The organism is Roseateles cavernae (assembly GCF_040187885.1).
Taxonomy (GTDB): Bacteria; Pseudomonadota; Gammaproteobacteria; order Burkholderiales; family Burkholderiaceae_C; genus Roseateles_E; species Roseateles_E cavernae.
Map to the genome: position 1 here is coordinate 181,877 of NZ_JBDPLH010000003.1, position 11,604 is coordinate 193,480.

The 11,604-nt window shown below is 68.4% G+C and carries 12 protein-coding genes; 5 read left to right on the top strand and 7 right to left on the bottom strand.

Annotated elements, in window-relative coordinates; all coding sequences use genetic code 11:
- Nucleotides 1-34: 34 nt before the first annotated feature.
- The 4 genes from ABGI63_RS11480 to ABGI63_RS11495 form a co-directional block, all read right to left on the bottom strand.
- The gene (locus tag ABGI63_RS11480) at nt 35-1,591 is read right to left on the bottom strand and encodes a methyl-accepting chemotaxis protein (protein ID WP_137941447.1); all 1,557 of its coding nucleotides are present in this window, start codon (nt 1,589-1,591) and stop codon (nt 35-37) included.
- Between the two features lie 178 nt (nt 1,592-1,769).
- Nucleotides 1,770-3,029, bottom strand: a complete 1,260-nt coding sequence (locus ABGI63_RS11485; protein ID WP_349742556.1) for a c-type cytochrome — start codon at nt 3,027-3,029, stop codon at nt 1,770-1,772.
- Nucleotides 3,026-3,718, bottom strand: a complete 693-nt coding sequence (locus ABGI63_RS11490) for a c-type cytochrome (protein WP_349742557.1) — start codon at nt 3,716-3,718, stop codon at nt 3,026-3,028. The genes ABGI63_RS11485 and ABGI63_RS11490 overlap by 4 nt, the downstream gene beginning before the upstream one ends.
- A 63-nt stretch (nt 3,719-3,781) precedes the next feature.
- Nucleotides 3,782-4,480 (bottom strand): YggS family pyridoxal phosphate-dependent enzyme, encoded by a 699-nt coding sequence (locus tag ABGI63_RS11495; RefSeq protein WP_349742558.1) that lies wholly within the window; start codon nt 4,478-4,480, stop codon nt 3,782-3,784.
- Between the two features lie 26 nt (nt 4,481-4,506).
- Between ABGI63_RS11495 and ABGI63_RS11500 the strand changes: the two genes are divergently transcribed.
- Genes ABGI63_RS11500 through ABGI63_RS11510 form a run of 3 tightly spaced genes read left to right on the top strand, consistent with a single transcriptional unit; the run spans nt 4,507 to nt 7,624 of the window.
- Nucleotides 4,507-5,550 carry a type IV pilus twitching motility protein PilT gene (locus ABGI63_RS11500; RefSeq protein WP_349742559.1) on the top strand — a complete coding sequence of 348 codons (1,044 nt, stop codon included), beginning with the start codon at nt 4,507-4,509 and terminating at the stop codon, nt 5,548-5,550.
- Nucleotides 5,551-5,565: 15 nt separating this feature from the next.
- Entirely contained in the window at nt 5,566-6,702 is a 1,137-nt protein-coding gene (locus ABGI63_RS11505) for a PilT/PilU family type 4a pilus ATPase (RefSeq protein ID WP_137941452.1), read from the top strand.
- Between the two features lie 22 nt (nt 6,703-6,724).
- On the top strand, nt 6,725-7,624 hold the full coding sequence (locus ABGI63_RS11510) for an NAD(P)-dependent oxidoreductase (protein WP_349742560.1): 900 nt from the start codon (nt 6,725-6,727) through the stop codon (nt 7,622-7,624).
- A gap of 21 nt (nt 7,625-7,645) precedes the next feature.
- Here the strand turns inward: ABGI63_RS11510 and ABGI63_RS11515 are convergent, their stop codons facing one another.
- From ABGI63_RS11515 to ABGI63_RS11525, 3 genes are read right to left on the bottom strand one after another with little or no spacing between them, the layout of a single operon-like run.
- The gene (locus tag ABGI63_RS11515; protein ID WP_349742885.1) at nt 7,646-8,290 is read right to left on the bottom strand and encodes a BON domain-containing protein; all 645 of its coding nucleotides are present in this window, start codon (nt 8,288-8,290) and stop codon (nt 7,646-7,648) included.
- A 34-nt stretch (nt 8,291-8,324) separates the two neighbouring features.
- Nucleotides 8,325-8,897 carry an SIS domain-containing protein gene (locus ABGI63_RS11520; protein WP_137941454.1) on the bottom strand — a complete coding sequence of 191 codons (573 nt, stop codon included), beginning with the start codon at nt 8,895-8,897 and terminating at the stop codon, nt 8,325-8,327.
- 29 nt (nt 8,898-8,926) lie between these two features.
- Nucleotides 8,927-9,307 carry a YraN family protein gene (locus tag ABGI63_RS11525; protein WP_349742561.1) on the bottom strand — a complete coding sequence of 127 codons (381 nt, stop codon included), beginning with the start codon at nt 9,305-9,307 and terminating at the stop codon, nt 8,927-8,929.
- Here ABGI63_RS11525 and rsmI point away from each other — a divergent pair.
- Complete coding sequence (gene rsmI / locus ABGI63_RS11530; RefSeq protein ID WP_349742562.1) at nt 9,297-10,217, top strand: 16S rRNA (cytidine(1402)-2'-O)-methyltransferase; 921 nt, start codon at nt 9,297-9,299, stop codon at nt 10,215-10,217. The two genes, ABGI63_RS11525 and rsmI, sit on opposite strands and share 11 nt — an antisense overlap.
- 21 nt (nt 10,218-10,238) lie before the next feature.
- Nucleotides 10,239-11,600, top strand: coding sequence for a TAXI family TRAP transporter solute-binding subunit (locus ABGI63_RS11535; protein ID WP_349742886.1), 1,362 nt, complete (start codon nt 10,239-10,241; stop codon nt 11,598-11,600).
- Nucleotides 11,601-11,604: the final 4 nt, after the last annotated feature.

The following is an 11,604-nucleotide window of genomic DNA, read 5'->3' on the forward strand; positions in this document are numbered from 1 at the left end:
TTGAAACAAAGGGGGAGAGGAAAGTGGGGAGGGATCAGGCGGCGACCGGTTCGGCGCGGAAGAAGCCGACCGCGTCGAGCAGCCGGGTCGAGCTCTGCTTGAGTTCGTCGGTGGAACGGCTGAGCTCGTCGACCAGGGTGGTGTTCTGCTGCGTCGTGCGATCCAGCTCGCTCATCGCGTTATTGACGACGCCGACGCCGGCGGCCTGCTCCTGGGCCGAGTGCGAGATCTCCTCGATCAGCTGGCCCATATTGTTGACCTCGTCGACCACCGAGCGGATCGTCACGCCGGCGTTGTCGACCAGCTTGGTGCCGTTCTCGACCTTGACGGACGACTCCTGGATCAGCACCTTGATCTCCTTGGCGGCGGTAGCGCTGCGCTGGGCCAGCGAGCGCACCTCGCTGGCCACCACCGCGAAGCCGCGGCCGTGCTCGCCGGCGCGGGCCGCTTCCACGGCCGCGTTCAGCGCCAGGATATTGGTCTGGAAGGCGATGCCGTCGATCACGCCGATGATGTCGCCGATCTTCTTCGAGCTGGCGCTGATCTCTTCCATCGTCGACACCACCTTGGCCACCACGCTGCCGCCGGCCGAGGCCGACTGGCGCGCCTTGGCGGCGATGCCGGAGGCCTTGCGGGTCAGCTCGCTGGCGCCGTTCAGGTTGGAGGCGATCTGCTCGACCGAGGCGGCGGTGTTCTGCAGGCTGGCGGCCGAGCGCGCGGTGCGATCGGACAGGTCGATATTGCTGCCGGCGATCACGCCCGAGCTGTGCGCCACCTCGCCGGCGGCCGAGCTGACGCTCTGCACCACGCCCGACAAGGCCGACTGCATCTCGCGCATCGCCAGCAGCATCTCGCCGAGCTCGTCCTTGCTGTCGACCACAATGGTCTGCGTCAGGTCGCCGGCGCTGATCGCCTGGGCGGCCTGCTGGGCCTTGCGGGCCGGCAGCACGATGGAGCGGGCGATCGCCCAGCCGCCACCCAGGCCGATCGCGGCTGCCACCGCGACCAGCAGGGCGGTGATCAGGATCGAGGAACGCGCCAGTTCGCCGCCGGAGACGGCCAGGTTGCGGGCGTTCTCGAACTGCAGATCGATCAGGCTCTTGAGCCCGTCCTGGTAGGCCTGCTGGGTCGGGCGCACATCGGTGATCAGGCTCTCGCGCGATTCATCCGGATTGCCGGCCTCGGCCACCTTGCGGAACTTGGCGACCGAGGCCATGAACTTGGCCTCGCGCTCGCGCACCTGGGCGATCAGTTCCTTCTCCTTCGCATCGTCGCCTTGGCCCAGGCTGCCGAGCTGCTTCTCGGTGTCGAGCACGGCGGCATCGATGGCGGCGTTCTGGCGCTTGATCTGGCGCGCCTCGTCCAGCAGGATCAGGTCGCGGGCGGCGCGGGCAATGATGTTGACATTGCTCTCCAGCGCGTTGGCCGAAGCGATCTTGACCAGGCTGGTGTTGGCCGTGCTGTCCAGGTCCTGGGCCAGGCGGTTGGCGTTGCCGGCGCCGAAGCTGCCGATCGCGATCATGAGCAGCACCAGCAGGGCGTAGCTCACCGCCAGGCGCTGGCTGATGCGCAGCTGTGACAGAAACTTCATCGGAAGATCCCTCGAAATGGTCATTGGTTTTGGCGCCGCGCGGTGCGTGGCGTGGCCGGACTATCGGTGCCAATGACCCTCAATTGAGGGGGGGTCTTGTAAGCTCAGCGCAAGGTCGTGACAAAGGCCGCAGTTACACCTCGAAACCAAGGGTTTTCATGGGGTCAGGTCTTGTCGGTCATTTGACGCGCAGCACGTCCAGCGGTGTCACATCGCCGGCCTGATGGCCCCAGCTGCTGCGCAGATGGCTGGCGATGGCCGCCAGTTCGCGGTCGCTCAGCACGCCGGCGAAGGGCGGCATGCCGAAGGGGCGGGGGTTGCCGGCGGTGGCCGGCGCATAGCCGCCACGCAGCATCACGCGCAGCAGGTTGTCGCTAGTCCCCATCGTGACCGTGCGGTTGCCCGCCAGGGCCGGATAGATGCCGGCCACGCCCCGGCCCTGCTCGCCGTGGCAGCTGGCGCAGTGCTGTTCGTAGAGCTTGGCGCCCAGCTCGCGCAGGGCCGGATCGGGCTTGGGTTGCCGGGGTCGGGTCTTGCCCTGGGGCGGCAGAGCTTGCAGATAAGCGCCCATCGCGCGCAGATCGGCCTCGTCCAGATGCTGGGTGCTGCCCAGTATCACCTCGCTCATCGGGCCCAGCGCACTGGCACGCTCGTTGCGGCCGTGCTTGAGCCAGTCGCGCAGCTCGACGCTGTTCCAGCCGGCCACCCCGGCCTCGGCCGGATCCTGCAGCGAGGGCGCGTACCAGCCCAGCTCGCGCAGCGCGCCGCCGCTCAGATCCCGGGCGTCGGTGAGCGCCCCCAGGCTGTTGCGCGGCGCGTGGCAGGCATTGCAGTGGCCCAGCCCCTCGACCAGATAGGCGCCGCGGTTCCATTCGGCGCTGCGCGTGGGCTCGGGCGTGAACACGGCCGGGCGGAAGTACAGCGCGCGCCAGACCGCCAGCGCCGCCTGGGTGTTGTAGGGGAAGCGCAGCTCGTGAGCCCGATGGGCTTGCGCGACCGGGCTCAGGCTTTGCAGATAGGCGTAGAGCGCGTCGCTGTCGGCGCGGGTCACCAGCGCGTAATTGGTGTAGGGGAAGGCGGGCGTCAGCAGGCGGCCATCGCGGCCGCGGCCGTTGTGGAGCGCGGCCCAGAACTGCTCGGCGCTCCAGGAGCCGAGGCCGGTGGCGGCATCGGGGGTCAGGTTCGATGAGAAGACCGCGCCGAACGGGGTCGGTATCGCGCGGCCGCCGGCATAGGGCTGGCCGCCACGCGCAGTATGGCAGCCCATGCAGTTGCCGGCGCGGGCCAGATAGGCGCCGCGCTCGACCAGGGCCGGCGTGATCGCCAGCGGGGCCTCGGCGGGTCGGCCTTCGTCCAGATGGTTGAGCCAGTAGACGGTGACGGCCACGAGCAGCAGCAGAGCGGCCAGGGCGAGTGCAACGATGTGGCGGCGCTTCACTGCAGGCCTCCGCAGTCCATCGGCAGCGGCGCGGGCAGGGCAGCGGCGGGCTTGCTGCCGGGCGGCAGGGTCTGGGCCGCCAGCCATTGCGAGACGGCATTGATCTCCTCGACCTTGAGCTGTTTGGCAATGTGGCCCATGCAGTCGGGTGCGACCGCGCGGCGCTGGCCGCTGCGCCAGGCGCCCAGCTGGCCGTTCAGATAGTCGCGCGGCAGACCCAGCAGTCCGGGGATGAAGGGCTGGACGCCGCTCAGCTTCTCGCCATGGCATTGCACGCAGGCCGGCAACTTGCGCGCCGGATCACCCTGCAGCACCAGCGCACGGCCACGTGCCAGCGCGGCCGCGTCCACGCTCGGTGGCTGTGGCGCCGGATAGGGCAGTTCGAGCTGGGCGAAATGGCCGGCCAGCTCCAGCAGATAGGCGTCGGACAGCGGGGCGATCAGATCGCTCATCAGGCCGTAGTCGCGCCGACCGTCACGGAAGTTCAGCAGCTGCTTGTAGAGATAGCCCTGTGGTTTGCCGGCCAGGCGCGGGTGGTAGCCGTCGGCGGCGGCGCGGCCCTGCTTGCCGTGGCACAGGGTGCAGGCCTGGGCGCGCTGGGCGATGCTGTCTTCGACGGCCGGCGCCGCGGCAGCCGCACCGGCGACCAGCATCAGGGTCAGGAAGAATCTTGAGGGCAGGGCAAACATGGGCCTGATGCTGCCGGCTGGCGGCCGCCTTGGGAAGGATCAGATGCGGGACAAACCACCCGATCAGATGGCGGCGGCGCGGCCGCCGAAGATGGCCGTGCCGACCCGCACGATGCTGGCGCCCTCGGCAATCGCGGCCTCCAAGTCGGCGCTCATGCCCATCGACAAGGTGTCCAGGGCCAGGCCTTGCCGGTTGAGTTCGGTCAGCAGGCCCGCCAGCGCGCGGTGCGGCGCGCGCTGGGCCTGCTGGTCGGCCGCGGGCTCGGGAATGGCCATCAGGCCGCGCAGGCGCAAGCGTGGCAGCGCCGCCACGGCGCGCGCCAGCGCCGGCAGCTCGGCCGGCGCGACGCCGCTCTTGCTGGCCTCGCCGCTGATATTGACCTGCAGGCAGATCTGCAGCGGCGCCATCTCGGCGGGGCGCTGGTCCGACAGGCGCTGCGCGGTCTTGAGCCGGTCGACGCTGTGCACCCAGTCGAAGGCCTCAGCCACCGGCCGGGTCTTGTTGCTTTGCAGAGGGCCGATCAGATGCCACTCGATCTGCGCGCGCAGATCGCCTAGCTCGGCGATCTTGTCGAGCCCCTCCTGCACATAGTTCTCGCCGAAGCGGCGCGCGCCGGCCGCGAAGGCCTCGCGCACCGCGTCGCCAGAAAACGTCTTGCTGACCGTCAGCAGCGTGACACTTTGCACGGGCCGACCGGCGGCCTCACAGGCCGTTTCAATGCGCTCTTGCAGCTGTTGTAAGTTCTCGGAGATCGTCGCCATAATGGCCCACGCTAATTCGCTCGTTTATGGACATCACCCAACTGCTGGCATTCTCGGTCAAGAACAAGGCCTCCGACTTGCATCTCTCGGCCGGTTTGCCGCCGATGATCCGGGTCCACGGCGATGTGCGCCGCATCAATGTCGAGGCACTCGAGCACCGCCAGGTGCACGATATGGTGTACGACATCATGAACGACTCGCAGCGCAAGGCCTACGAGGAGACGTTGGAGGTCGACTTCTCCTTCGAGATCCAGGGCCTGGCGCGCTTTCGCGTCAATGCCTTCAACCAGAACCGCGGCGCTGGCGCCGTGTTCCGGACCATTCCGTCCAAGATCCTGTCGCTGGAGCAGCTCAACGCGCCCAAGGTCTTTGCCGAGCTGGCGCTGAAGCCGCGCGGCCTGGTGCTGGTGACAGGCCCGACCGGCTCGGGCAAGTCGACCACCCTGGCCGGCATGGTCAACCACCTGAACGAAAACGAATACGGCCACATCCTGACCATCGAGGACCCGATCGAGTTCGTCCACGAGTCGAAGAAGAGCCTGGTCAACCAGCGCGAGGTCGGCCCGCACACGCTGAGTTTTGCCAACGCCTTGCGCTCGGCGCTGCGCGAGGATCCGGACTGCGTGCTGGTCGGCGAAATGCGCGATCTGGAGACCATCCGGCTGGCGCTGACCGCCGCCGAGACGGGCCACCTGGTGTTCGGCACCTTGCACACCTCGTCGGCGGCCAAGACCGTCGACCGTATCGTCGATGTGTTCCCGGCGGCCGAGAAGGAAATGGTGCGGGCGATGGTGTCGGAATCGCTGGTGGCGGTGATATCGCAAAGCCTGTGCAAGCTCAAGGACGGCACCGGCCGCGTGGCCGCGCACGAGATCATGCTGGGCACCTCGGCGATCCGCAATCTGATCCGCGAGAACAAGGTCGCGCAGATGTATTCATCGATCCAGACCGGCAACCAGCAGGGCATGCAGACGCTGGACCAGAACCTGACCGATCTGGTCCGGCGCAACATCATCTCGCCGATGGAAGCCCGATCAAAGGCCAAGTTCCCCGAAAATTTCCCTGGTTGATCAAGGATCCCCTTCATGGAACGCGACCAGGCCTCGAAATTCATCAACGACCTCTTGCGCCTGATGATCTCGCGCAAGGGCTCCGACCTGTTCCTGACCGCAGATTTCCCGCCGGCCATCAAGGTCGACGGCAAGGTCACCAAGGTCTCGCCGCAGCCGCTGACCGGCCAGCACACCTTGCAGCTGGCCCGTTCCATCATGAACGACAAGCAGGCGGCCGAGTTCGAGCGCAACAAGGAATGCAATTTCGCGATCTCGCCGGCGGGCGTCGGCCGTTTCCGCGCCAACGCCTTTTTGCAGCAGGGCCATGTGGGCCTGGTCTTGCGGACGATTCCGGCCACGCTGCCGACGATTGCCTCGCTGGAGCTGCCCGCCATCCTCAATGATGTGGTGCTGGCCAAGCGCGGCCTGGTCATCGTGGTCGGCGCCACCGGCTCGGGCAAGAGCACCTCGCTGGCGGCCATGGTCGACCACCGCAACGAGAGCACCTTCGGCCACATCATCACGATCGAGGATCCGGTCGAGTTCGTCCACCCGCACAAGAACTGCATCGTGACCCAGCGCGAGGTCGGCATCGACACCGACAGCTGGGAATCGGCGCTGAAGAATTCGCTGCGCCAGGCGCCCGATGTGATCCTGATGGGCGAGCTGCGCGACCGCGAGACTATGGAACACGCGGTGGCCTTCGCCGAGACCGGCCATCTGTGCATGGCCACCCTGCACGCCAACAGCGCCAACCAGGCGCTGGACCGCATCATCAACTTCTTCCCCGAGGAGCGGCGCAGCCAGCTGCTGATGGACCTGTCGCTGAATCTGCGCGCGCTGGTCTCGCAGCGCCTGCTGCCGCGCCAGGAGGGCAAGGGCCGGATCGCGGCGGTCGAGATCCTCTTGAACACGCCGCTGGTGTCGGACCTGATCTTCAAGGGCGAGGTCGGCGAGATCAAGGAGATCATGAAGCGCTCGCGCGAGCAAGGCATGCAGACCTTCGACCAGGCGCTGTTCGATCTCTACGAGGCCAACAAGGTCACCTACGAAGACGCGCTGCGCAATGCCGACTCGGTCAACGATCTGCGCCTGCAGATCAAGCTCAATAGCGAACGGGCCCGCTCCGGCGATCTGTCGTCCGGCACCGAGCATCTGACCATCGTCTGAGCCATCGTTTAGAGTCGGGTGCATGAACGCACCCACCCGCACCTACGAACCCATCCCGCCGCGCCAAGTGGCGTTTCTCGGCCTCGGTGTCATGGGCTATCCCATGGCTGGCCATCTGGCCCGCGCCGGCCATGCCGTGACTGTCTACAACCGCACGGCCGCCAAGGCCCAGACCTGGGCCCAGGAATACGGCGGCAAGGCCGCTGCAACCCCGGCGGCCGCTGCGGCCGGTGCCGATATCGTGTTCGCCTGTGTCGGCAATGACGACGATTTGCGCTCGGTGGTGCTGGGCGAGGCTGGCGCATTGGCGGGCATGAAGCCTGGTGCCATCTTTGTCGACCACACGACGGCCTCGGCCGAGGTGGCGCGCGAGCTCTATGCCGCAGCGCTGGCCGCCGGCCTGCAGTTCGTCGACGCGCCGGTTTCGGGCGGCCAGGCCGGCGCCGTCAACGGCGCGCTGACGGTGATGTGCGGCGGCGATGCCGCGCCGTTCGCGAGCATCCAGCCGGTCGCCCTGGCTTTTGCGAAGGCCGTGACCCTGGTCGGCGCCCCGGGCGCCGGTCAGCTGGCCAAGATGGTCAACCAGATCTGCATCGCCGGCCTGGTGCAGGGCCTGTCGGAAGCCGTCGCCTTCGGCCAAAAGGCCGGCCTGGACATGAAGCAGGTGCTGGACGTGATCGGCAAGGGCGCGGCCCAGAGCTGGCAGATGGACAACCGCGGCAAGACCATGGTGGATGACAAGTTCGACTTCGGTTTTGCGGTCGACTGGATGCGCAAGGACCTGGGCCTGGTGCTCGACGAAGCCCGCCGCAATGGCGCCAAGCTGCCGGTGACGGCCCTGGTCGACCAGTTCTATGCCGATGTCCAGACCCTGGGCGGCAATCGCTGGGACACCTCCAGCCTGATCAAGCGGCTGAAGTAGTCCTCCCCGCCGGGTGCCGATCTATTTCGTCGGTGCCGGCTTCGGGGTGATGCGAGCCAGCTCTTCTTCGCTGATCAGCTCGACCGCGCGCACCACCTTCTGCACGCCGCTGACGCCCCGTGCGATCTCGGCGGCGCGGGTGGCTTCGCGCTCGGTGACACGGCCCATGATGTAGACGGTGCCGCGCTCGACCACGACGTAGAAGGCGTTGGAGATCAGGTCGCGGGCATCGACCAGGCTGGCCTTGACCTTGCTCGCGATCAGCACATCGTTGGAGCGGCTGGTCAGCGAGCTCTTGCCGGCGACGCCGACCTCGTTGAGCACCCGGCTGACGTTCTCGACCTGGGCCACCAGGCGCTCGGCCGCCTCGCGGTCGGCCTCGGTGGGCGCCTCGCCGGTCAGCAGCACGATGCGGTTGTAGCTGTTGACATTGATGTGCGCGCGCTCGCCGAACTGTTCGCGCAGCCGGGCGCCGGCCTTCAATTCGATGCCCTGGTCTTCGATCTGCGTGCCCGAGGTGCGGCGGTCGGTGCTCATCATCACGCCGCCCACCATCGCGCCGCCCAGTATCAGCGGCGCGCAGGCGCTGCTCAGCAGGGCCGCGCCCAGGGTGCTGAGCAGGACGGCGCGGCGCGCCAGCGATCGGGATTTCGGCAAGAACGGCATCATGGCTTTCCAGTGGCTAGGGTTCGGGCGCGGCTCACTCGCCGGCACCCAGCAATTGCAGGTCCACCGCATCGCACAGGCAATGCGAGAGCAGACGGTGCGCCTCGGCGACGCGCGCGGCGCGACTGTGCGGCACACGGATCTGCACATCGGTATCGAGCAGGGCGCCGCGCAGGTCTTCGTCCAGATTGCTGGTCAGCGCGATCACGCTCATCTCCTGCGCATGGGCGGCGTCCAGCAAGGCGCCATGGGTGGCGCGGGTGGCGCTCTGCGCCTCGAACATCAGCAGCAGGTCACCGGGATGGCCCAGGGCCTGGATCTGGCGGGTCAGTGCGGCCGTGGCATCGACCTGGCGGCTCAGCGCGTCCAGGCTCCAGGCCGCGAGACCGGGGCGCTCCTGCTCGAAGCGGCCGACCAGCAGCGCGGCCATATAGCGGGCGTCCAGATCCGAGAGCCCGAGCCCGCAGCACAGCACCCGGCCGCCGGCGGTGATGCCGTCCACCAGCATCTGCGCTGCGGCGGCCAGCGGCCGCGACAGGCTCTCGGCCACCTGGTACTGCAGGTCGGCGCTCTCGAAGAATTGTTGTTGGATCCGTTGTTCAAGCATTGGCGCGGATCATAAGCCAGGGAAAACGCCTAGCCCGCATCGAAGGCGGCCTGCAGCCATTCGATGGCCTCGCCGTCCAGCGCGACCACATCGAAGCGGCAGGGTGGCGGCGAGGCGTAGCGCATCAGATAGCGGCGCGCCGCATAGATCAGGCGACGCTGCTTGGTGGGGGTGACGCTGGCGGCCGCGCCGCCATGCGAGAAGCCGGCCCGGGCACGCACCTCGACAAAGACCAGGGTGCCGTCGCGATCACGCAGAATCAGGTCCACCTCGCCGGCCCGGGCGCTGGGTCCGGCGGCGACCCGATAATTGCGTTCCTGCAGCCGCAGGCCCTGCTGCTGCAGATGCTGTAGCGCCCGGTCTTCGGCAGCGTCCCCGCTTTTCTTGGGAGAGCCCTTTTTGTCGAACATCGATGCCTCCCTGCTGCTGCAGGTGGCCGCTGCGGCGGCCGGTGGCCAGCAGTATCCCGCAGCCACGCTCTATGTGGTGGCCACGCCGATTGGCAATCTGGCGGACCTGACATTCCGCGCCGCCCATGTGCTGAGCCTGGTCGATGCGGTGGCCTGCGAGGACACGCGGGTCAGCGCCGGCCTCTTGCGCCATCTGGGCCTGCACAAGCCGCTGATCGCGCTGCACCAGCACAACGAGCATCAGGGCAGCGCGGCGCTGATCGCCCGGCTGCAGGCCGGCGAGCGCATCGCCTACATCTCCGACGCCGGCACGCCGGCCATCTCCGACCCCGGCGCGGTGCTGGTGGCGGCCGTGGCCGCTGCGGGTCTGCGCGTCTTTCCGGTGCCCGGTGCCAGCAGCACGGTGACGGCGCTGAGTGTGGCCGGCGATGCGGCGGCGCAGGGCTTCGAGTTCGCCGGCTTCCTGCCGACCAAGGCGATGGAGCGCCGCACGGCGCTGCAGGCGCTGACCGGGAGCCCACGCAGCCAGGTGCTGTTCGAGGCGCCGCACCGCATCAAGGCGCTGGTCGAGCTGTTGGCCGAACTCTGCCCCGAGCAGCGGGTCACCGTCTGCCGCGAGCTGACAAAGCAGTTCGAGACCGTGCACACCGACGCCGCCGCCGCGCTGCCGGCCTGGCTGGCGGCCGACGCGCAGCGCGAGCGCGGCGAGTTCGTGCTGGTGCTGCATGCGCTGCCGGCCAGGGCCGCTGTCGAGGGCGACATTCCTGCGGACGCCTTGCGTGCGTTGAGCCTGCTGCTGGCCGAGCTGCCGCTGAAGCAGGCGGTGGCGCTGGCCTCGGAGCTGAGCGGGGCCTCGCGCAACCGGCTCTATGAGGCGGCGCTGGCGATCAAGAAGGCCCGCGAGGACTGAGTGATGACGCCGGTTCGTCAGATGCCTCAGGCGCTGCGCGGTGCGCTGCTGTCGCTGCGCGTGCTGCTGCTGTCGGCGGGGCCGTTCGCGATGCTGGCGGTGGCCCTGCTGGTGCTGGCCTATTGGTGGCTGAATCCCAACCCGCCCAAGCGCGTCACCTTGGCCACCGGCCCGGCGCAGAGCGCTTACGAGGAGTTCGGCAAGCGCTATGCCAAGGCGCTGGCGGCCGACGGCATCACGGTCGTGCTGCTGCCCAGCGAGGGCTCGGCGGCCAATCTGCAGCTGCTGCGTGAGGGCCGGGCCGATCTGGGCTTTGTACAGGGCGGCACGGCCGAGCCGGACGTGATGCAGGGCCAGGAACTGCTCTCGCTGGGCAGCCTGTTCGTCGAGCCGGTCTGGCTGTTCTACCGCGCCGACACCGCCCGCAAGGTGGCGGTCGGCGCGGGCGGCGGCAAGGCGGCCAAAGCCGCCATCAGCAGCGATGCGCGGCTCAGCAGCCTGGCGCAGCTGCAGGGCCTGCGTGTCAATGTCGGCACCGAGGGCAGCGGTGTGCCCAGCCTGGTGAACAAGCTGCTGGCGCTCAACAAGGTGGAGTCGTCCTCGGTGCGGCTCTCGCATCTGGCGCAGACCCCGGCCACCGTGGCCTTTCTCGACGGCGAGCTCGATGCCCTGGTGTTCGCCTCGGCGCCCGAGTCGCTGATGGTGCAGATGCTGCTGCAGACGCCCGGCGTGCGGCTGATGGACTTCGCGCAGAGCGAGGCCTATGCGCGCCGCTTTCCCTTTCTGACGCCTGAGACCCTGCCGCGCGGCGTGGTCGATCTGGCCGCCGACATCCCGTCCGACGATGTGCGCCTGGTGGCCTCGACCACCTCGCTGCTGGCGCGCGAGGACACGCACCCGGCGCTGCTGCAGCTGTTCGCGCAGAACGCCCAGACCATCCACGGCGGGGCCGGCTGGTTCAACCGGGCGCGCGAGTATCCGAACACCCGCCACAGCGAGCTGCCTGTCGCCAAGGAGGGCGAGCGCGCCATCAACGAGCCGGCGCCGCTGCTGCAGCGCTATCTGCCCTTCTGGATCGCCAATCTGGTCGAGCGCATGTGGCTGGTGATGGGTGTCCTGATCGCGCTGCTGCTGCCGCTGTCGCGGGTGGTGCCGCCGCTCTATGCCTTCCGCATCCGCTCGCGGGTGTTCCGCTGGTATGGCGAGCTGCGCGAGATCGAGGCCCGGGCGGAGGCCGACCCGGCCGCCGCGCCCGCGCTGCTGCAGGAGCTCGACAGCCTGGAGGAGAAGGTCGGCAAGATCGTCGTGCCGCTGTCCTACACCGACGAGCTGTATTCCCTGCGCAACCATATCCATCTGGTGCGCAAGGGTCTGCGCCGCTGAGGGC